The following is a 20697-nucleotide window of genomic DNA, read 5'->3' on the forward strand; positions in this document are numbered from 1 at the left end:
GCACCATGACTCGACTCGAGGGAAAGACCGCGCTGATCACCGGAGGCGCGCTCGGCATCGGGCTGGCCGTCGCGCAGCGATTCGCCCGCGAGGGCGCGCGGGTCATCGTCGCCGACCGCAACGGCGACGGCGCCGCAGCCGCGGCCGCGGAGATCGGCGACCGCGCCCGCGCCGTCACGATGGACATCTCCGACGAGGCCGCCGTCTCATCCGCGTTCGCCGCGGTGGAAGCCGACGGCTGGGCACCGGATGTGGTCGTCGCCAACGCCGGCGTGCAGCTGTTCGGGCAGGACGCGCCCATCGCCGACCTCGACCTCGAGGTCTGGCGTCGCACGGTCGACATCAACCTCACCGGCACCTTCCTCACGGTCAAGCACGCGGTGCGCACGATGCTCGCCCACGGCGGCGGGTCGATCATCCTCACCGGAAGCCCCACCGCGATCAACGGCGAGGGCAAGGACTTCACCGCGTACAGCGCGTCGAAGGCCGGGATGCACGGCCTCGGCCGCACCGTCGCGGCGGCGTATGCCGATCGCGGCATCCGCGTGAACACGGTGCAGCCCGCCTACACCGAGACACCGCTCGTCGCCGCCATCAGCGACGACCCGGAGTCCCGCGCGGCGATCGTCTCGCGCATCCCCATCGGACGGGCCGGCACTCCGGACGACGTCGCGGGGATCATGGTCTACCTCGCCAGCGACGACGGCGCGTTCGCCACCGGCGCGACCTTCCAGGTCGACGGCGGCATGACCTCGCTCTGATGGCCTCGTCGCTGAGCGCGCTGTGGGCCGAGACCTCCCGCGCGTGGACGAGCGGGCGCTGGAGCGCCGAGCTGCGCGGCGACGAGATCGCCGACCTCGCCGTCGACGGCGCCGTCGTGCTGCGCTCGGTGCGCGCCGTGGTCCGCGATCGCGACTGGGACACGGCGGCGCTCACCGTCGACGAGGTGATCGAGCGCGAGGGCGGGCTCACGATCCGGGTTCACACCCGCGAACTCGGCGCCGACCTGACCGGCCAGGTGCGGGTGGATGCCGCCGGCGACACGGTGACCGTCGCCCTCGACCTGCGCGCGGCCGCCGACTTCGAGACCAACCGCACGGGCCTCGTCGTGCTGCACCCGGCCACGCTCGCCGGTGCCGCGATGCGGATAGACCACACCGACGGCTCGTCCGAGGCGAGTGCCTTCCCGGTGAGAATCAGCCCGCATCAGCCGGCCTTCGACATCGCGGGACTGTCGTGGGAGGGTCGCGGCGGCGACGTGGCGTTGCGGTTCCACGGCGACGTGTTCGAGATGGAGGACCAGCGCAACTGGACCGATGCGTCGTTCAAGACCTACAGCCGGCCGCTCTCGCTGCCCTTTCCGTACCGACTCGCCGAGGGGGAGACCGTCTCGCAGGCCGTCACCGTCTCCGTCACCTCGGGCCCCGGTGAATCCGCACGCCCCGACCGCGACGTCGTGATGCTGGGCGATCCGGTCAGGATGCCGCTCCTGGCCGTGTCGGCGTCGACGGCACCGGATCCGGCTCCGCAGCTGCCGGCGATCCCGTGGGCCGCAAGCCTCGTCGAACTCGACCTCGCCTCGCCGACATGGCGGGCGGCGCTCGATCGTGCGGCGGCGTCGGACCGGCCGCTCGACGTGCGCTTCATCCTCGCCGATGCCGAGCCGCTCCTCATCGAGGCCGCGGCGGGTGAGCTCGCCGGCCTCGACCTCGCCCGTGTCACGGCGTTCTGGCCGACGGGCGACGCGCGGCTCGTGTCGGACACGGCCGCCGTCGCGCTCGTGAGGGCTGCGCTGCGCGACGCCGGGATCACCGCGTTCCTCGCCGGCGGGGTGCGATCGCACTTCACCGAGCTCAACCGCGAGCAGCATCGGCTCCCCGAAGGGCTGGACGGCATCGTCTTCAGCAGCACACCGCTGTTCCACAGCCTCAGCACGGCGCAGCTGACCGAAGCGGTCGCCATGCAGCGCCTGGTCGCCGAGCAGACCGTCGAGATCGCCGGCGGCGGCGCCGTGCACATCGGGCCGATCTCGCTGCGACCGCATGTCAACGACGTGGCGACCACTCCACCGCCGATGTCCGCCCACGGCGACCTGCGCGACGGCTACGGGCCGGCGCTGCTGGATGCCGCCGACCCCCGGATGGATGCGCCCGAGCTCGCGGCCTGGACGCTCGCGAGCGCAGCGGCCTTCACCGCGCCCGGCGTCGCGACACTCGCCTACTTCGAGGAATGGGGGCCGCGCGGGGTGTTCCGCGCCGACGGCTCCTCACGGCCGGTGACCGAGGCGATCGAGATGCTGGCCGCGCTTCAGGGCCGCGTCGTCGCGACGGGCGGAACCGCAGATGGCCTCGTGTGGGCGATCCGCGATGTCGAGGCCGGAGAGGTCGTCGTCGCGAATCTGGATGCCGCCGACCGCGTGGTGCGCGTCGGCGACGCCGCCGTCACGGTGCCGGCGCTCTCGTGGCGCCGAACCGCGGCATCCTAATCCGGCATCCTGACGCGCCCGCGCGGAGGAGATCACGGCTGCCGAGGACGGAACGCCGTCCGCAGATCCTCTCCAGGCGGGACCTCCTCTTCAGGCGCGTGACCACCGCCAGTCTGCGCACCTTCCGTGTACACGTCAGGGCAGGGAGATATCGACCGGGGTGAAGCCGTCCGCGGCGACCGACACCGAGACCGGACCCTCGCCCACGCGGCGGACGACCGCGAGGGCGCGCCCGTCGAAGGTCGTGCAGGACGGCCCGGCGAAGCCCTCCTCCGTACGCGCGCGACCGGTTCCGAGTCCCGCGATCTCCGCGGCGCCGGTCACCTCGACCGTCACGCGCACATCCCGATCGCACGGAACGATCCCCGCTCCGTCGGCGAGCGAGATGTCGACGAAGGACAGCGGACCCGCGAGGATCTCCTCCTCCATATCGACATGCAGCTTGACGTCACCGCTTGCGGATGCCAGGGCGTGCGTGCCGATGACGGTCCCCTCACGGCGGGCTACCGCGGTGAGCTCCCCGGGCGCATAGCCGACCTCGAACCTCGCCACGAGGTCTCGCACCCGGCCGACCGGCTCGAGCCCGAGCGACCGCCCGTCGAGGAGCAGCTCCACTTCGTCGGCGTCGGCGTAGACGTCGACCGTCACCGGTGCGCCCTGCGGCGCGTCCCACGACCAGCTCGCGACCACGTCATCCCATGACCACGGCGTCTTGGCCGTCGGGCGACCGTGGTGCTGCGGGCGGTGGACGGCGATGTAGGGATCGCGACGCAGCCCGAAGGCGATCTCGCGGTAGAACGACGCCGGAAGCCGGTGCCCGGTGATGTCGATGTCTCCGCAGTCGGCCAGCAGATAGGGGTAGGGGCCGGCGGTGCCGGTCGGCACGTAGCCGTCGACGTCGGTGTAGTCGACGCGCCCGATCCCCGCCTCGCCGATGTAGTCCCACCCGGTCCAGGTGAAGTCCCCGATGACGTGCGGAAGCTCGGTGACCAGGCGCCACAGCTCGGCGATGCGATCGGGAAAGGTCTCCGACCCCACGATCACCCGGTGCGGGTGATCGTGGGCATCCTGCCGGTAGCGGGAGTCGGCGTAATTGAAGCCGACCACATCGAGCACGGAGGCAGACTCCTCGATCGAGCGGGAGATCGCCTCCGAGGCGTTCGCCGCGGCCATCTGTGCGCCCATGTTGGCCATCATCGTGTTCGGATCGGCCGCGTCCTCCTCGGCGGCAGCCATCGACTCGGCGACCGCGTCGAGGTTGGCGATGATGCCGTTGATCCCGTTCGTGACGTACCGCGACGGATCGAGCGAACGGAACTCCTCCGCGATGCGACGGCCCCACGCCGCGCCGAGGGGACGGCCGAGTTCGAGGATCTCGTTGCCGATCGAGTACATGATCACGCTCGGGTGGGCGCGGTCCTTCGCGACCAGAGCCGCCACCTCCTCGCGCCAGGTCGACGGAAAGGCGAGAGACGAGTCGAAGGCGGTCTTCGAGCGGGTCCAGACGTCGGTGAGCTCGTCCATCACGAGCATGCCGTGGCGATCGCAGGCTTCGAGCACCGCTCGCGAGGCGGGGTTGTGCGCACTGCGGATCGCGTTGAACCCGGCGTCCTTCAATCGCCGGATGCGGCGGTCCTCCGCCGCGGCGTCACCTGCCGCGCCGAGGACGCCGTTGTCGTGGTGCACGCAGGCTCCCCGAAGGTCGACGCGCGCGCCGTTGATGCGCAGACCCCGGAGCGGATCCAGCTGAAGGGTGCGGATGCCGGTGACGACGCTGGCCCGGTCCAGGCGCGCACCGTCGGTCTCGTCGTCGAGCGTCGTGTCCACGGTGTAGAGGTGCGGCGACTCCGGACCCCACAGCTGCGGATGGAGCACGGCCACACGGGCGCGAGCCGTGCCGGTCTCGCCGGGCGCCAGCGTGAGCGGCACCGAGACGGCGGCGACCGAGACCCCGCGCGGATCGTGCACCTCCCACGCGACCCGCGTGGTGCGCGTGCGCCGCGTGGTGTTGACGACATCGGTCGACAGCGCGAGCATCGCCCGCTCCGCATCCACGTCTGCCGCCTCGGCGCGGACCCCGTCGAGGACGATGTGAACCGGGTCGGCGACGACGAGGTGCACGGGTCGGTAGATGCCGGCGCCGGTGTACCAGCGGCTGTCCTTGTGCACGCGCGCCTCGACGGTGAGACGGTTGGTCTCCCCGAATCGGAGGTGTCCGTCCAGGGAGACGGTGAAGGCGGAGTATCCGCCGGCGTGGTGGGCGGCGAAGTCGCCGTTCACGCAGACGACGGCGTCGCGGTAGACGGCCTCGAATTCGACGAGCACCGTCTTCTCGCGCCACTCGGCGGGGGCGTCGAACTCGACGGCGTACTCGAAGACGCCGCCCGGGATGTAGCCGGCGTGGACCCCCTGCTCCGTGCGCGGGTCACGGGCGAGGTCCCGCAGGGCGTCATGGGGAAGCCGGACCGGTCGCGGGGCGGTCGAGGCATCGGGCCGCTCGAAGGCGCCGAGCTTCGGTCCGACCGTCCAGGAACCGGGGAAGGACGTGCGGATCATTCGGCGGGGACCTTTCCGTCGAGGAACGATTCGAGCGACTCGAGATCGAATCCGCTCACGATGGTGCGGAAGTAGCGGGCGAGTTCGTCTGCCATGTCGACCACGGTGCGATCCAGCAGCCACTGCACCTGCAGGCCGTCCATGAGCGAGATCGTCGCGATCGCCGCAGCGGTCGGCGTCGTCGCCGAGGACAGCCGGCCCTCCTCCGCGATCTGATCGAACGAGCGGGTCACCTCGCGCCGCGTCCACTCGTAGCGGTTGAGGAAGTACGCGTGGGCGGGATGATCGGCCGAGGTGGCCTCGGCCGACAGCGTGCAGTAGAGCTCGACGACCCCCGGTACGGAGGCGTTGTAGGCGGCGAGGCGCACGAGACCTCGAAGCCGCTCGATCCCGTCGACCTCGTTGAATCTCGTGATGTCGAAAGCGTGTTCGTCGCGACGGTCCAGCACAGCCATCAACAGTTCGCTCTTGTTCTTGAAGTGGTGAAGCAGGCCCGCTTCGCTCATGCCGACGCGCTGTGCGATCTCGCGCAGGGACCCCGCTCGGTACCCCGACTCTGCGAAGACGGCGAGAGCCGCGTCGAGGATCGCGGCACGCGTCGCCTCCGATTTCGCGTACTCGCCGCGGCGTTTGCGCGGCGGCGCCGCCGTCTTCGCGTTCGTCATCTGACCACCGTATCCCCGGCCTCAGCGCCCTCCTCGGCGCCGTGTCGAGGTCCCTTCGGTACCGTTCTATAACGAATTCCTAGCGACCGCTAGTTTTTTAGGCCAAAAACCTAGTGTGCGCTCGGAATTACTGTTACGGTCGCAGACAACCCGGCGATCCACAGGGGAATCGCCACGACCCGAAGGGGACCAAGGATGTTCCGATGGAAGGCCACAGCAGCCACATTCGCCATCGCGGCACTCGCACTGACCGGATGCTCGGGCGGAGGCTCGGACTCCGGGAACGGCGGTGACGCGAGCGGTGGAACACTCACGCTGGGCGCGGCGATCGAGCCGTTGACCCTCGATCCGTCCGGTGCCGAGTGGGGCAACCGCTCGCCGTACTACCAGGCGATGTACGACACGCTTCTGGTCGCGACCCCCGAGGGAACGATCGAGCCCTGGCTCGCGACCGCGTGGGAGTACAACGAAGACAACACCGTCCTCACCCTCACCCTGCGCGACGACGTCACCTTCAGTGACGGCAGCGAGATGACCGCCGACGTGGTCGTCGAGAACCTGCAGCGCTTCAAGGACGGCACCTCGCCCGACGCGTCGTACTTCGCGAACGTCGACACGTTCGAGGCGGTCGACGCCGGCACCGTGGCGATCAACCTCGTCGCACCCGACCCGTCGATGCTGAACTACCTCACGCGCGATGCCGGCCTCGTCGCCTCGAGCGAGGCCATCGCCGCCGGAGACCTGGCCACCAACCCGATCGGCTCCGGCCCCTACATCTACGACGCCGCCGCCTCGGTGCCGGGGACGAGCTATCGCTACACCGCGAACCCGGACTACTGGAACCCGGATGTGCAGCATTACGACGAGCTGGTGATCAACGTGCTCGGCGACGCCACGGCCCAGCTGAACGCGATTCGCGCCGGCGAGGCCAACGCCGTCAAGGTGTTCAGCAGCGAGAACCTCGCCGAGATCGAGGGAGCCGGCTGGACCATCAACTCCAACGAGCTCGACGTCGCCAGCATTCTGCTGATGGACCGCGCGGGCGAGATGAACGAAGCCCTCGGCGATGTGCGTGTGCGTCAGGCCATCAACTACGCATTCGACCGCGAGGGTCTCCTGCAGGCGCTGGAGAGCGGCTACGGCACCGTCACCGGCCAGATGTTCCCCGAGAGCTCGGCGGCCTACGACCCGGAGCTGGACGACTACTACGGATACGACCCCGAGAAGGCGCGCGAGCTGATGGCAGAAGCCGGCTATGCCGACGGCTTCACGCTGTCGCTGCCGAACTCCGCCCAGCTGGGCGCGACCACCTACACGCTGCACGAGCAGGCCCTGGCCGACATCGGCATCACCGTGGAGTACACCGATCCGGGAAGCAACTTCATCGCCGACTTCCTGGCGCCGAAGTTCCCCGCGGGCTACATCCCGCTGGAGCAGAACCCCGACTGGCAGCTCATCCAATTCATGGTCTCGCCCACCGCCATCTTCAACCCGTTCGGCTACCAGGACGACCAGGTGGACGCGTGGATCGAGGAGTTCCAATTCGGTGACCAGGCCACGCAGGACGAGGTCGCGGCGGAGCTGAACCGCTACCTGGTCGAGCAGGCGTGGTTCGCGCCGCTGTACCGCGTGCAGGGCAACTTCCCGTCCGACGCGGACACCGTCGTCGAGATGCTGCCGACCAACACCTACCCGGCCATCTACGACATCTACCCCGCCAACTGATCACCTCCGGGGTCCGCCCATGCGGGCGGGCCCCGGGAATCACACTGTCAAGGACGCTCAGCATGCTCACCTTCATCGTCCGGCGCCTGCTCGCCGGCCTGGTGCTCATCGTCGCGGTCTCGGCGGTCGCCTTCAGCCTGCTCTACGCGGGCGGCGGCGACATCGCCCGCCGGATCATGGGCCAGAACGCCTCCGAGGAGGTCGTCGCCCTCCGGGCTCAGCAGCTCGGTCTCGACCAGCCGCTGATCGTGCAGTACGGCAACTGGCTCACCTCGGCGCTCACCGGCGACTTCGGGGTGTCGTGGTTCACGAGCCAGCCGGTCACGGCAAGCCTGTCGAGCCGTCTCGCGGTGACCCTCACGCTCGTGGTGGGCACGACGATCGTCGCGGCCGTCGTCTCAGTCGTGCTGGGCGTCCTCGCCGCCCGCCGCGGCGGCTGGGTCGACGGGGTGGTGCAGTTCATCGCCGTCGTCGGCTTCGCCGTGCCGGGCTTCCTCATCGCCCTCTACCTCGTGCTGTGGTTCGCCATCGACCTCGGATGGTTCCGCGCCACCGGATACGTCCCCATCGGGGAGTCCTTCACCGGGTGGCTCTCCTCGGTCACCCTGCCCATCGCGGCGCTCTCGTTGAGCGCGATCGCGGCGGTGGCGCAGCAGGTCCGCGGATCCGTGATCGACGCCACGTCTCGTGACTACGTGCGCACACTCCGCGCCCGAGGCCTCAGCACGAACCGCGTCGTCTACAAGCACGTGCTGCGCAACGCCGGCGGCCCCGCCCTCGCGGTGCTGGCGGTGCAGTTCGTCGGCCTCCTCGGCGGCGCCGTGATCGTCGAACAGGTCTTCGCCCTGCCCGGCATCGGCCAGCTGACCGTCTCGGCCACCAGCTCCGGCGACATCCCCGTGGTGATGGGGGTCGTCGTCGCCACGGCGGTGATCGTCGTCGTCGTCAATCTCCTCATCGACCTCGCGCAGGCCGCTCTCAACCCGAAGGTGCGACTGTCATGACCGCCATCGACACCCCGCAGACCGTACCGACCCGCGGCACCGGGAACGCCCACATCATGCGGCGACTGCTGCGCCGACCGCTCGCCGTGGCATCGCTCGTCTTCCTCGCGCTCGTCGCGCTGGTGGCCGTCTTCGGCCCCCTCCTCGCCCCCTACGACCCCAACCAAGCATCCCTGTCGCTGATCCTCGCGCCACCCTCGCCCGAGCACCTCCTCGGCAACGACAGCGCCGGTCGCGACGTCTTCTCCCGGCTGCTCGCGGCCACGCAGGTCTCCGTCGCCGCCTCGCTCGTCGCCCTGATCACCTCCCTGATCATCGGCGTGGTCTCGGGCCTCATCGCGGGGTACTTCCACGGATGGTTCGACACCGTCGCCTCGTGGGTCACCTCGCTGTTCATGGCGCTTCCCGGGATCATCGTGCTGCTGGCCGTTCAGGCGGTCGTCGGCCCGTCGGTGTGGATCGCGATGCTCGTCTTCGGCGTGCTCATCTCGCCGGCCTACTTCCGCCTGGTCTACGCATCGGTGAATGCCGTGCGGAGCGAGCTCTATGTCGACGCCGCCCGCGTCGCAGGCCTCAGCGACATGCGCATCATCGGCCGGCACGTCTTCTCGGTCGTGCGCGCGCCGATCATCATCCAGTCGGCGATCGTGGCCGGCATCACCATCGCGATTCAGGCGGGCCTGGAATTCCTCGGACTCGGCGACCTCTCGGTGCCGACGTGGGGGCAGATGCTCAACGACGCGTTCCAGAGCATCTACCGCGCACCACTGCTGATGCTCTGGCCCGCGCTCGCGATCGCCCTCACGTGTATCGCACTGACCCTCCTGGCGAACGCGATGCGCGATGAGCTCGAGCGGACCATCCCCGTCCGACGTCGGCGTCGCCGCGCCGTGACAGGCGCGACGACCTCCATCGCGGCGGTGACGACGTCGATCTCCACCTCGGGTGGTGACCTCGCACTGGAGGACTCCGGCCCCATCCCGGTCGGCGGCGAGACCATCGTGCACGATGACGACACCCCCGGTCGCACGCTGCTTGCGGTCGACGACCTCCACGTCGCGTACGACCAATCGGATGGATCCGTCGTCGAGGTCGTGCACGGCGTGAGCCTGAAGATCCGGGCCGGCGAGGTGCACGGTCTGATCGGCGAGTCGGGATCGGGCAAGACCCAGACCGCGTTCAGCGTGCTCGGACTGCTCCCCCGCGGCGGTCACGTGTCGGGCGGGCGCATCGACTTCGATGGCAGCGACCTGACCGCAGCCTCGGAGAAGCAGTACACGGCGCTGCGCGGGACGCGCATGGGCTACATCCCCCAGGAGCCGATGTCGAACCTGGACCCGTCGTTCACGATCGGCAGCCAGCTGGTCGAGCCGCTCCGGGTCGGCCTCGGGATGTCCAAGAAGGACGCCACCGAGCGCGCACTCAGCCTGCTCGACCGGGTCGGCATCCCGAACCCGCAGCGCACCTTCGACGCCTACCCGTTCGAGGTGTCGGGCGGCATGGCGCAGCGTGTGCTGATCGCGGGCGCCGTGTCGACCGATCCCGACCTGATCATCGCCGACGAGCCGACCACGGCTCTGGATGTGACCGTGCAGGCCGAGGTCCTCGACCTTCTGCGCGACCTGCAGAAGGAGCGTGGAATGGCCATGCTGCTGGTCACCCACAACTTCGGCGTGGTCGCCGATCTCTGCGACCGCGTGACCGTGATGCAGCAGGGCCTGTTCGTCGAGTCCGGCCCGGTGCGCACGATCCTCGGCTCCCCGTCCCACCCCTACACGCAGTCGCTCCTCGACGCGATCCTCGACGAGGGCCCCGCCCGGCCGGCCTACGCCTCCCGTCAGGAAGGAGGCCGGGCATGACCGCGCCGCTGCTGGATGTGAAGGACCTCGTCGTGGAGTATCCCGGCAAGGGGTTCCGCGCCAAGCCGTTCCGCGCCCTGAAGGGCGTCTCGCTCGACATCCGGCCCGGCGAGACGGTGGGCCTGGTCGGCGAATCCGGGTCGGGCAAGACCACCCTCGGTCGCGCGCTGCTCGGGCTCGCTCCGGTCACCGAGGGGTCCGTCCGTTATGCCGGCCGCGACATCGGCCACCTCTCCCGCGGCGAGCGACGCGAGCTCTCCAGCGAGATCCAGGTCGTCTTCCAGGACCCGTACTCCTCGCTGAACCCCGCGATGACGATCGAGCAGATCCTGTCGGAACCGCTCACCGCCCGGGGCACCTCCGCCAGGGAGGCCAAGACGCGCGTGCGAGACCTCCTCGACCGCGTCGGCCTTCCGGACGGGGCGCGCTCACGGCTGCCCCGGGAGTTCTCCGGTGGCCAGCGGCAGCGCATCGCCATCGCGCGCGCCCTCGCGCTCGACCCGAAGCTCATCGTGTGCGACGAACCGGTCTCCGCGCTCGACCTGTCCACCCAGGCACGCGTGCTCGACCTCTTCATCGAGATCCAGGAGCGCACCGGCGTCGCCTACCTGTTCATCACCCACGACCTCGCCGTCGTTCGCCACATCAGCCACCGCGTCGCGGTGATGTATCACGGCGAGATCGTCGAGAACGGCGACGGCGACCAGGTGACCTCGCACCCGCAGCACCCCTACACCCAGCGCCTGTTCATGGCCGCCCCGCTGCCCGATCCCGACAAGCAGGAGCAGCGTCGCCACGAACGCGCCGCTCTGCGCGCCCAGGCCGAAGGAGAAGCCGCATGACTGCCCCCGCCACCACCGAGGTCGATCATCTCGTGCCGCTGCTGCAGCAGCTCACCCTCGAGGAGAAGGCGGCGCTCGTGCAGGGCGCGGACTTCTGGACGACGGTTCCGCTGCCGAGGATCGGCCTGCGCGCGATGACGCTCTCCGACGGCCCCGCCGGCGTGCGCGGTCCCCGCTGGGATGAGCGCGAGCCCTCGCTCAACCTGCCTTCGGGGTCGGCTCTCGCGGCCTCGTGGGACGACGCGCTCGCGTACCGGTACGGCGCCGCCGCGGCATCCGAGGCGCGCCGGAAAGACGTCGACGTCGTGCTCGGCCCGACGATCAACCTGCACCGCTCGCCTCTCGGCGGACGCCACTTCGAGTGCTTCAGCGAAGACCCCGAGCTCACGTCGGGACTCGCCGCCGCCTACGTGCGCGGCCTGCAGGACAACGGCGTCGCCGCCTGCCCGAAGCACTACGTCGCGAACGACTCGGAGACCGACCGCTTCACCGTCGACGTGCAGCTCGATGACCGCCCGCTGCGCGAGCTGTACCTCGCGCCGTTCGAGCGCGCGGTCGCCGACGCCGGCGCGTGGACGATCATGAGCGCGTACAACTCGGTGCGCGGCGTGACCATGACCGAGAACGACCTGCTCGAGACGCCGCTGAACTCCGAGTGGGGCTTCGATGGCGTTGTGATCAGCGACTGGACGGCCGTGCGGTCACTCGACGCGGTCGCCGCCTCGCAGGATCTCGCGATGCCCGGTCCCGCGCCGGCGTGGGCCGGGCTCGTCGACGCCGTGCGCGAGGGCGGCGTGTCCGAATCCGACCTCGACCGCAAGGTGCTGCGGCTGCTGCTGCTTGCCGAGCGCGTCGGGGCGCTCGGGGCGGATGCCGCTGTCACGCCGAATCCGGTGGACGCCCGCGCGTTCGCGCGCGAGGCCGCCGTCGAGGGAACCGTGCTGCTGGCGAACGACGGGTCCCTTCCGCTGTCCCCGGCGCTGTCTCGCATCGCCGTGATCGGTCACAACGCTCTCGAAGCGCGCACGCAGGGCGGCGGCAGCGCGACCGTGCTGCCCGAGCAGATCGTGACGCCGCTCGAGGGCATCCGCACCGCCTTCGCGAACGCCGAGGTCTCGTACGAGATCGGGGCCGTGGTGCAGGAAGGTGTGGCGGAGATCCCGCTCGAGCAGATCGCGAACCCCGTGACCGGTGCGCCCGGAGTGCGGGTGAGCTTCTTCGACGCTCACGGGGCGGAGCTGTTCGCCGAGGACCGCCGCTCGACCGCCCTGGTGTGGTTCGGCGGCGACGCCCCGATCGCGGCGAGCCGACGCGTCGTGCTCGAGGCGGACTTCGTCGCCGACGAGACCGGCGAGGTCGAGCTGGGCTTCGCCGGCGCCAATCGCGGTGTCCTGCAGGTCGACGGCGAGACGGTTCTCGACGAGGCGCCCGTGATCGAGGGCACCGACCTCGGCGCGGCCTTCCTCAACCCGCCGTCGCTGACCGCGACGGTGCCCGTGGAGCAGGGCGTCGCCCGCCGCATCCGGCTGGAATTGCGCGTGAACGAGGTCGAGAGCGCGCTCAGCGGCGCCCTGTCCGTCACGCTCGGGATCGCCCCGGAGCGCACCGACCCCGACGAGCTCATCGCCCGTGCGGTCGCTTCGGCGGACGACGCCGAGGTCGCCGTGGTCGTCGTCGGCACGAACTCGAAGGTGGAATCGGAGGGCTACGACCGCACCGACCTGGCCCTTCCCGGTCGTCAGGACGATCTGGTGCGCGCGGTGGCCGCCACGGGCACGCCGACCGTGGTCGTCGTCAACGCCGGCTCACCGGTCGAACTGCCGTGGGCCGCCGATGTCGCCGCGATCGTGCAGGGCTACTTCGGTGGCCAGGAGTTCGGCGCCGCCCTGGCCGACGTGCTCACCGGCACCGCCGAGCCCGGCGGACGGCTCCCCACCAGTTGGCCCGCTGCCCTGGCCGACGTCCCCGTCACCGCCGTCACTCCGACCGACGGCATTCTGCGGTACGAGGAGGGGATCCACATCGGCTACCGGGCGTGGCTGAAGGATGCGGCCGCTCCGGCGTTCCCGTTCGGACACGGCCTGGGCTACACGACGTGGTCGTGGGGCGCGGCGCAGCGCGACGGCGACGCGCTCGAGGTCACCATCGCGAACACCGGCGCCCGCGCCGGCAAGCAGGTCGTGCAGGTCTACGCCGAGCGCGCCGACTCGTCGGTCGAGCGTCCGGTGCGCTGGCTGGTCGGGTACGGCGTCGTGCGCGCTGCGGCCGGCGCGACGGTGACAGCCCGTATCGCGCTGCCCGCCCGCCGCTTCGCCCACTGGAACGGCGCCGGCTGGCAGGTCGAGCCCGGCACGTACACCCTGCGGATCGGCGCGTCCGTTGCGGCGTCGAACCTCGAGCTGGATTGGAGCATCAACGCATGACAACGCTTCACAACCCCCTGATCAACGGGTTCCACCCCGATCCGAGTGTCGTCGCGGTCGACGGGTGGTACTACATCGCGACCAGCACGTTCGAATACCTGCCGGGCATCCCCATCCACCGCTCGAGGGACTTCGTGACGTGGGAGCTGATCGGCCACGTCGCCACCCGGGCGGGTCAGCTCGGTGTCGAGTCGGTCCCGACCGGCGGCGGCGCGTGGGCCCCCACGATCCGCCACCACGACGGCCGGTTCCACCTCGTGATAACCGACGCGATGGGCCGTGGGATGCTGCACTTCACCGCCGAAGACGCGGCGGGGCCGTGGTCGGACGGCGATCTGATCGTGATGGCCGACGGCTCGGAGAGCGTGTTCGGCATCGACCCCGACATCGCGTGGGACGCCGACGGCACCTGCTACATCACCTTCTCCGGCCTGCTCCTCTCGGGCGACCTGAACCCGAATGCACCGACTCACCTGGGGATCCAGCAGGTGCGCGTCGACCTCGACACCCACACTGCCCTCGAGGCGCCGCGGTCGCTGTGGTCGGGCACCGGGCTGATGTTCCCCGAAGCTCCTCACCTCTACGAGATCGACGGCTCCTGGTACCTGATGATCGCCGAGGGCGGTACGGAGCGCGGGCATGGCATCAGCATCGCTCGCGGCGACAGCCCGGAAGGACCCTTCGAGGGCGCTCCGCGCAATCCCCTCGTCTCGGCACGGTCGACGCCGCGGCCCATCCAGAACACCGGCCACGGCGATCTCGTCGTCGGCCCCGACGGACAGTGGCTGTGCGTGCTGCTCGGCGTGCGCCCGCGCAGCGGAACCCGAGCCTTCTCGGCGCTGGGCCGTGAGACCTTCGTGACCCCGGTCACGTGGCAGGACGGGTGGCCGAGCATCGCTCCCGTCGAGCTGAACCCGCGCCCCGGCACGCGCGTCGACATCGACTTCTCCGCTCCGCTGGACGCGGAGTGGATGGCCGTGCGCCGGCTCCCCGAAGACGTGTCGCATCGGGACGGGAACCGTCTCGTGTTGACCGCCGACGGCTCGACCCTCGCCGATTCCCAGCCGGTGTTCGTCGGGCGCCGTCAGGAGCACCTCACGAACGAGGTGACGGTTCGCATCGACGTCTCCGACGGCACCGGTGGACTCGCCGTGCGATACGACGAGCGATTCTTCATCGAGATCGAGGCCGACGGGGAATCGGTCACCGCGCGCGCCCACATCGGCGGGCTGCTGCAGGAGTGGTCGGCGGCCGCGGCGTCGGACGTCATCGACCTCCACCTCGGGTCCCGACCGCCACAGGCCGGTGCCGCCATGGTGACCACGAGCGATGAGTTCCACCTGGCGGCGACCGTCGACGGGACCCGCGTGGATCTCGCGCGCATCGACGGACGATTCCTGTCGAGCGAGGTGACCGAGTCGTTCACCGGCCGGGTCATCGGCGTCTACGCGGTCGCCGGCCGGGTCGCCGTATCGTCGTGGGAGGCGGAGGGGCACGACGGATGACGGGTGCGACCGCTTGTCTGCGGGCGGAGCTGCGGGATGACGTCCCACTCGTCGCGACGGCGACGCCGCGACTGACCTGGCAGATCACGGATGCGCCGGACGGATGGCGGCAGCGCTCGGCGGAGCTCACCGACGGCACCGACACCGTGGTCCTCGAAACGGCCGAGAGCGTGCTCGTCGCCTGGCCCTTCTCCCCGCTGGCGGCCGGCGAGCGCCGTGACGTCGCCGTGCGCGTGCACTCAACGGCCGGGGCGACCACGGCCTGGAGCACCGCCGTCACCCTCGTAGCGGGATTCCTCGCTGCGGACGAGTGGATCGCCGAACCCGTCGGGCTGGCATCCCCCACCCGCGAGGCGCAGCCGTTCGAAGCGCGCACGCGCTTCACCCTCGGCGATGACATCGCACGGGCGGAGCTGCTGTGGACGGCGCTCGGTGTCGCGGAGCCGCGCGTGAACGGCTCACCCGTGTCCGACGACGTCCTCGCGCCGGGATGGACGGCCTACCGCGACCGGCTGGTGCATGAGACGGTCGACGTCACCGCCCTCGTGCACCCGGGCGAGAACGAGCTCGCCGCCACGGTGGCCGGCGCCTGGTACACCGAGAAGTACGGCTTCTTCACCTTCACCGACCGGCTCTACGGGTCGCAGCCGGCCTTCCTCGCCCAGGTTCGGGTGACCGGCCTCGACGGGACGGTGCGCACGGTCGCCGCGACCGACGCGTCATGGGAGGCGGCCGGGGGGCCCGTGGTGGACAGCGGGATCTACGCCGGAGAGCACCAGGATCTCCGGCGCTCCGCGACGAGCTGGGCGCCCGTGCGCGTCGGTGCCGCCGCGAAGCCCGGATATGAGAGCGTGCCCGTTCCCGAAGCCCGCATCGCAGCGCCGGTGCGGCGCACGCAGACGCTGCCCGTCGCAGAGGTCGTCGTCTCGGCGACAGGCGGCCGCATCCTCGACTTCGGACAGAACCTCGTCGGCCGCGTGCGGATCCGGGTGAGGGGCGACCGCGACGCCCGGCTCGTCGTGCGTCACGCCGAGGTGCTCGAAGACGGCGAGCTCGGCATCCGACCGCTTCGCAACGCCGCCGCGACCGCCACCTTCGATCTGTCCGGCGGCGACGACGTGCTGGAATCGCGCTTCAGCTTCTACGGCTTCCGCTACGCGGAGATCACCGGCACCGATGTCTCTCCCGACGACGTCGAGGCGGTCGTGCTGCACACCGACATGCGCCGCACCGGATGGTTCGACTCGTCGCACGCCGAGCTCAACCGCCTGCACGAGAACGTCGTATGGGGCATGCGCGGCAACTTCCTGTCCATCCCGACGGACTGCCCGCAGCGCGACGAACGCCTCGGCTGGACCGGCGACATCCAGGTCTTCGCCCCGACCGCGAGCTACCTGTACGACTGCGACGGATTCCTCACCTCCTGGCTGCGGGACCTGGCCTACGAGCAGGCGCGCACCGCCGACGGCTCGGTGCCGCTGGTCGTGCCCGCGGCTCTGCCCGCCTTCGGGCCCGGCGGCCCGACGGCGGCCTGGGGAGACGCCGCGACGGTCGTGCCCGACGTGCTCCACGAGCGCTTCGGAGATGCGGGCGTCGTCGCCGCACAGTATTCCTCGATGCTCGGCTGGATCGAGGCGGTGCTGGCCGACACCGACGGGTCGGGGCTCTGGACCGGTCGCATGCAGCTGGGCGACTGGCTCGACCCCTCCGCCCCGCCGGATGACCCCGGGGCGGCCAAGGTATCGGGCGACATCGTCGCCTCGGCCTATCTCGCCCGCTCGCTGCGACGCGTCGCCGAGGCGGCCGACCTGCTGGGCCACGAAGCGGATCGGGACCGATACGCCCGGCTCGCCGACGCATCCCGCAGCGCGTTCGTCGCCGAGTACGTCACACCGGCCGGGCGCATGATGGACGACGCCCCGACGGCGTATGCCCTCGCGCTGGAATTCGACCTGGTGACCGACCCGGCGCTGCGCACGAGACTCGCGGCGCGGCTCGCCGACCTCGTGCGCGAGGGCGGCTACCGCATCGGCACGGGCTTCGTCGGCACGCCCCTTGTCACCGATGCTCTCACCGAGGCCGGGCACCTGGACGTCGCCGAACGCCTGCTGCTGCAGACGGAGTGTCCCTCGTGGCTCTACCCGGTGACGATGGGAGCGACGACCGTGTGGGAGCGCTGGGATTCCATGCTGCCCGACGGGTCGATCAACCCCGGGGAGATGACCTCGTTCAACCACTACGCGCTGGGTGCGGTGGCCGACTGGCTGCACCGCTCGGTGGCCGGGCTCGCTCCGGCGGCGCCCGGGTACCGCAGGCTGCGCATCGCTCCGCGCCCTCTCCCCGCACTCGAGCACGCGTCGACCCGGCACCTCACGCCCTATGGCGAGGCTGCCGTGGCGTGGCGGCGCGAGGGCGACGAGATCGTGGTGTCGGCCGTCGTCCCGGCCAATACCGTCGCCGAGGTCGATCTGGGCGACGGAGCCGCGCGGGAGGTCGCATCCGGTTCCCACGAGTGGCGCGTCGCCGCCGCGGCGCCGCGGCAGCATCCGGCTCTACCCGGACTCGACGCGATGCTCGCCGACGTCATCGACGACCCGCGCGCCTACCGGGCCCTGCTCGACACCCTCTCCGAGCACGCGCCCGAACGGGTGGATGCGGTGCGCACGGGAACGGTGTGGGGCACGCGTCGAGCCCTGTCGACGGCTCTGATGTTCACGCCGCCGCACGTTCTCGCCGAGGTCGACGCTGCGATCCGCGCCGCCACCGCCTGACCCTGGCTCGGAACTCGTCGGCTCGGCACCGGATCACCCGACGCTTCGAGAGGAGATCCGGTCTCGAGAGGATCGACACGCCGGGTGAGTTCAGGGGGTCAGTGCAACACCTCGAGTGAGAGGTGTTGCGGGTGGTGAGGCGGCGGTTCTGGTGTGGGATCGCGGCGGGGTTGTCGACGAAGGATGCGGCGGTTGCTGCGGGTGCGTCGCGGCAGGGTGCGGAGAGGTGGTTCCGGGATGCTGGCGGGATGGCGCCGCTGTCTCTTTCTGAACCATCGGGTCGATTCCTCTCGATCCTTGATCGTGAGCGGATTGCGGTAGGGGTAGCGCGTGGGGAGTCGATACGGGAGATCGCTCGCGTGATCGGCCGTGCCCCATCGACGGTGATGCGGGAGCTGAACCGGAACCGGGGCAAGACGCCCCGCTATCGACCTCGCTGGACCACACGTCCCGCGTTGCGGGCGCCGTCGTATTCACCGTCGACCGCGCAGTTCCGAGCGGACAAGCGGATGGTGCGCCCGAAGCCCTCCAAACTCGCGCTGGATGACCGGTTGCGGGTCGAGGTGGAGCGGCGCCTGAGGCTGGGGTGTTCACCGGAGCAGGTCAGTCACCGGCTGAGGGTGGACTTCCCCGATGATGAAGGCATGCGCATTTCGCATGAGGCGATCTACCGGTCTCTGTTCGTGCAGGGCCGGGGGGTGTCAGATGGTCTGTGTGAGTGGGGTTCACCTCGAAGGAGAACATCATGGAGACCATGGCTATCAGTCCGGAGCGCGAGGAGCGCAGGCGTCGGCAGAAGGAGCTCGCTGATCAGTTGAAGTCGTCGGGTGCGATGGATGAGATCTTCGCGAAGATCGATGCCGGCACCCCGCTGACGGGCGATCAGGGGCTGCTCGGTGGCATGCTGAAGGCCGCGCTGGAGCGGGGCCTGGACGCGGAGCTGACCGAGCACGTCGGGTACGAGCGTGGTGATGCGGAAGCGTCGCTGTATCCGAACTCCCGCAACGGCACGACGCCGAAGACGGTGTCGACCGAGATCGGTGAGATCGACCTATCGGTCCCGCGGGATCGGAACGGGTCGTTCACCCCGATGCTCGTCCCGAAGGGGCAGCGCCGGCTGGATGGGCTGGACGGGATGATCATCTCGCTCTATGCCGGCGGGATGACCATCCGCGATATCCAGCATCATCTCGCGAACACGATCGGCACCGAGCTCAGCCATGAGACGATCTCGAAGATCACCGACCAGGTCGCCGACGAGGTCCTCGCGTGGCAGACCCGCCCATTGGAAGCGTTGTATCCGGTGATCTATCTCGACGCGATCATCGTGAAGATCCGTGACGGCGGTCACGTGCGCAACAAGGCCGCGCATATCGCCGTCGGGGTCGACATGGACGGGATCAAGCACGTCCTGGGTATCTGGGTGCAGGCCACCGAAGGCGCGAAGTTCTGGGCATCGGTCTGCGCCGAGCTTGCCAACCGTGGCATCCGCGACGTGCTGATCGTCTGCACCGACGGGCTCACCGGATTTCCCGAGGCGGTCGCGGCGACGTGGCCGCAAGCGACCGTGCAGACCTGCGTGGTCCACCTGATCCGCGCGGCGATGCGGTTCGTGAACTACAAAGACCGCAAAGCCGTCGCCGCCGCGCTGAAACCGATTTACACCGCGGTGAACGAGGACGCCGCGCTCGAAGCGCTCGAGGCGTTCAGCGACTCCGAGCTCGGCCGCCGCTACCCCTCGGCGGTGAAGACGTTCCAGGACGCCTGGGACCGGTTCACCCCGTTCCTGGCGTTCCCGCCCGAGCTGCGCCGCGTGATCTACACCACCAACGCGATCGAGTCGCTGAACTACCAGCTGCGGAAAGTGACGAAATCGCGGGGTCACTTTCCCAACGACGCCGCCGCGGTCAAGCTGCTCTGGCTGGCGATCTGCGACATCGAAGACAAGCGCGCCCGAGAACGCGAGAAGGAACGCGGGCGCCCCTCCAGCCAGCGAAAAGCTTCCGGCCGACTCATCGAGGGCAACGTGACCACGAACTGGAAACAAGCCCTCGAACAACTCGCACTCGCCTACCCCGACCGCATCACCCCCTACCTCTAACCACCAACACCAACCCGCTTACACAGAAGACTTGACAAGCCCCAGGGCCGGGGCGAGCTCCGCAACGAACTGACCCGCCACCTGCGTTCCGGACGCACGACCCGCAAGCCCCGCGCCCGCACGCAACGGCAGGCTGCTGCAGCTTCGGGGAAAAAGATCCCCGGGATGGTGATGATCAGCGACCGGCCAGCAGAAGTCGATGACCGTGCCGTTCCCGGCCACTGGGAAGGCGACCTGATCATCGGGAAGGACGGTCTATCCCAGATCGGCACCCTGGTCGAACGCGCCACCCGGTTCGTAATCCTGCTGCACCTGCCCCACCGTCGTGACGCTGAGACAGTCGCCGACCAGATGATCACCCAGATGACACTGCTCCCCGAGCATCTGCGCCGCTCGATCACCTGGGACCAAGGAAGCGAAATGGCCGCCCATGAACGCGTAACAGCCAGCCTGGACTTGCGCGACGGGGTGTTCTTCTGCGACCCCCACTCACCCTGGCAACGCGGCAGCAACGAGAACACCAACGGCCTCCTCAGACAGTACTTCCCCAAGGGCACCGACCTCGCTGGCTACACCGCCGACTACCTCGACTACGTCGCCGCGCAACTCAACGCCAGACCCCGAAAGACCCTGAACTGGGCCACACCCGCCGAAGCCCTCCAGAAGCTACTCTCGAACCCAACAAGCAACGGTGTTGCACTGACCGGCTGAATCCGCCCCGCTCCGGCGTCCTCCCCGCGCGGAATCTCCTCTGGAGGCCG

Annotated in this window: 13 protein-coding genes and 1 pseudogene; 12 read left to right on the forward strand and 2 right to left on the reverse strand. The window is 69.9% G+C overall.

Annotated features, from left to right (window positions below; genetic code table 11):
- Positions 1–5: 5 nt before the first annotated feature.
- A complete protein-coding gene (locus IM777_RS14560; protein ID WP_071044995.1) occupies positions 6–761 on the forward strand; it encodes an SDR family NAD(P)-dependent oxidoreductase in 756 nt (251 codons plus the stop codon).
- Positions 761–2485, forward strand: coding sequence for a D-apionate lactonase family protein (locus tag IM777_RS14565; RefSeq protein ID WP_194383857.1), 1725 nt, complete (start codon positions 761–763; stop codon positions 2483–2485). Before IM777_RS14560 ends, IM777_RS14565 begins: the two co-directional genes overlap by 1 nt.
- Before the next feature lie 135 nt (positions 2486–2620).
- Here the strand turns inward: IM777_RS14565 and IM777_RS14570 are convergent, their stop codons facing one another.
- Both IM777_RS14570 and IM777_RS14575 read right to left on the reverse strand, forming a co-directional pair.
- Positions 2621–5041, reverse strand: coding sequence for a glycoside hydrolase family 2 TIM barrel-domain containing protein (locus IM777_RS14570; protein WP_194383858.1), 2421 nt, complete (start codon positions 5039–5041; stop codon positions 2621–2623).
- A complete protein-coding gene (locus IM777_RS14575; RefSeq protein ID WP_071044998.1) occupies positions 5038–5706 on the reverse strand; it encodes a TetR/AcrR family transcriptional regulator in 669 nt (222 codons plus the stop codon). Before IM777_RS14575 ends, IM777_RS14570 begins: the two co-directional genes overlap by 4 nt.
- Before the next feature lie 195 nt (positions 5707–5901).
- Here IM777_RS14575 and IM777_RS14580 point away from each other — a divergent pair, with 195 nt between their 5' ends.
- From IM777_RS14580 to IM777_RS14625, 10 genes and pseudogenes are all read left to right on the forward strand, one after another.
- On the forward strand, positions 5902–7431 hold the full coding sequence (locus tag IM777_RS14580; protein WP_071044999.1) for an ABC transporter substrate-binding protein: 1530 nt from the start codon (positions 5902–5904) through the stop codon (positions 7429–7431).
- 62 nt (positions 7432–7493) lie between these two features.
- Positions 7494–8435 carry an ABC transporter permease gene (locus IM777_RS14585; RefSeq protein WP_071045000.1) on the forward strand — a complete coding sequence of 314 codons (942 nt, stop codon included), beginning with the start codon at positions 7494–7496 and terminating at the stop codon, positions 8433–8435.
- The gene (locus IM777_RS14590) at positions 8432–10294 is read left to right on the forward strand and encodes a dipeptide/oligopeptide/nickel ABC transporter permease/ATP-binding protein (RefSeq protein WP_194383859.1); all 1863 of its coding nucleotides are present in this window, start codon (positions 8432–8434) and stop codon (positions 10292–10294) included. Before IM777_RS14585 ends, IM777_RS14590 begins: the two co-directional genes overlap by 4 nt.
- Positions 10291–11136: an ATP-binding cassette domain-containing protein gene (locus IM777_RS14595; protein ID WP_071045002.1), complete on the forward strand. Its 846-nt coding sequence runs from the start codon at positions 10291–10293 to the stop codon at positions 11134–11136. Before IM777_RS14590 ends, IM777_RS14595 begins: the two co-directional genes overlap by 4 nt.
- Positions 11133–13559 carry a beta-glucosidase family protein gene (locus IM777_RS14600; RefSeq protein WP_194383860.1) on the forward strand — a complete coding sequence of 809 codons (2427 nt, stop codon included), beginning with the start codon at positions 11133–11135 and terminating at the stop codon, positions 13557–13559. The genes IM777_RS14595 and IM777_RS14600 overlap by 4 nt, the downstream gene beginning before the upstream one ends.
- Positions 13556–15064 (forward strand): glycoside hydrolase family 43 protein, encoded by a 1509-nt coding sequence (locus tag IM777_RS14605; RefSeq protein ID WP_194383861.1) that lies wholly within the window; start codon positions 13556–13558, stop codon positions 15062–15064. The genes IM777_RS14600 and IM777_RS14605 overlap by 4 nt, the downstream gene beginning before the upstream one ends.
- Positions 15061–17835 carry an alpha-L-rhamnosidase gene (locus IM777_RS14610; protein ID WP_194383862.1) on the forward strand — a complete coding sequence of 925 codons (2775 nt, stop codon included), beginning with the start codon at positions 15061–15063 and terminating at the stop codon, positions 17833–17835. The genes IM777_RS14605 and IM777_RS14610 overlap by 4 nt, the downstream gene beginning before the upstream one ends.
- Before the next feature lie 248 nt (positions 17836–18083).
- The gene (locus IM777_RS17615) at positions 18084–18653 is read left to right on the forward strand and encodes a helix-turn-helix domain-containing protein (RefSeq protein WP_194383863.1); all 570 of its coding nucleotides are present in this window, start codon (positions 18084–18086) and stop codon (positions 18651–18653) included.
- On the forward strand, positions 18590–19936 hold the full coding sequence (locus IM777_RS14620; RefSeq protein WP_228481089.1) for an IS256 family transposase: 1347 nt from the start codon (positions 18590–18592) through the stop codon (positions 19934–19936). The genes IM777_RS17615 and IM777_RS14620 overlap by 64 nt, the downstream gene beginning before the upstream one ends.
- 42 nt (positions 19937–19978) lie before the next feature.
- A pseudogene (locus IM777_RS14625) lies at positions 19979–20647 on the forward strand (IS30 family transposase); the annotation flags it as partial.
- Positions 20648–20697 lie beyond the last annotated feature (50 nt).

Origin of the sequence: Microbacterium luteum (assembly GCF_015277875.1) — a bacterium.
Taxonomy (GTDB): Bacteria; Actinomycetota; Actinomycetes; order Actinomycetales; family Microbacteriaceae; genus Microbacterium; species Microbacterium luteum.

Bases quoted from the DNA above. Each gene is read 5' to 3' on its own strand.
- IM777_RS14565 (WP_194383857.1), top strand. From the start codon at position 761: ATGGCCTCGTCGCTGAGCGCGCTGTGGGCCGAGACCTCCCGCGCGTGG.
- IM777_RS14590 (WP_194383859.1), top strand. From the start codon at position 8,432: ATGACCGCCATCGACACCCCGCAGACCGTACCGACCCGCGGCACCGGG.
- IM777_RS14600 (WP_194383860.1), top strand. From the start codon at position 11,133: ATGACTGCCCCCGCCACCACCGAGGTCGATCATCTCGTGCCGCTGCTG.
- IM777_RS17615 (WP_194383863.1), top strand. From the start codon at position 18,084: ATGGCGCCGCTGTCTCTTTCTGAACCATCGGGTCGATTCCTCTCGATC.
- IM777_RS14585 (WP_071045000.1), top strand. From the start codon at position 7,494: ATGCTCACCTTCATCGTCCGGCGCCTGCTCGCCGGCCTGGTGCTCATC.
- IM777_RS14575 (WP_071044998.1), bottom strand. From the start codon at position 5,706: ATGACGAACGCGAAGACGGCGGCGCCGCCGCGCAAACGCCGCGGCGAG.
- IM777_RS14560 (WP_071044995.1), top strand. From the start codon at position 6: ATGACTCGACTCGAGGGAAAGACCGCGCTGATCACCGGAGGCGCGCTC.
- IM777_RS14620 (WP_228481089.1), top strand. From the start codon at position 18,590: ATGGCTATCAGTCCGGAGCGCGAGGAGCGCAGGCGTCGGCAGAAGGAG.
- IM777_RS14570 (WP_194383858.1), bottom strand. From the start codon at position 5,041: ATGATCCGCACGTCCTTCCCCGGTTCCTGGACGGTCGGACCGAAGCTC.
- IM777_RS14605 (WP_194383861.1), top strand. From the start codon at position 13,556: ATGACAACGCTTCACAACCCCCTGATCAACGGGTTCCACCCCGATCCG.
- IM777_RS14595 (WP_071045002.1), top strand. From the start codon at position 10,291: ATGACCGCGCCGCTGCTGGATGTGAAGGACCTCGTCGTGGAGTATCCC.
- IM777_RS14580 (WP_071044999.1), top strand. From the start codon at position 5,902: ATGTTCCGATGGAAGGCCACAGCAGCCACATTCGCCATCGCGGCACTC.
- IM777_RS14610 (WP_194383862.1), top strand. From the start codon at position 15,061: ATGACGGGTGCGACCGCTTGTCTGCGGGCGGAGCTGCGGGATGACGTC.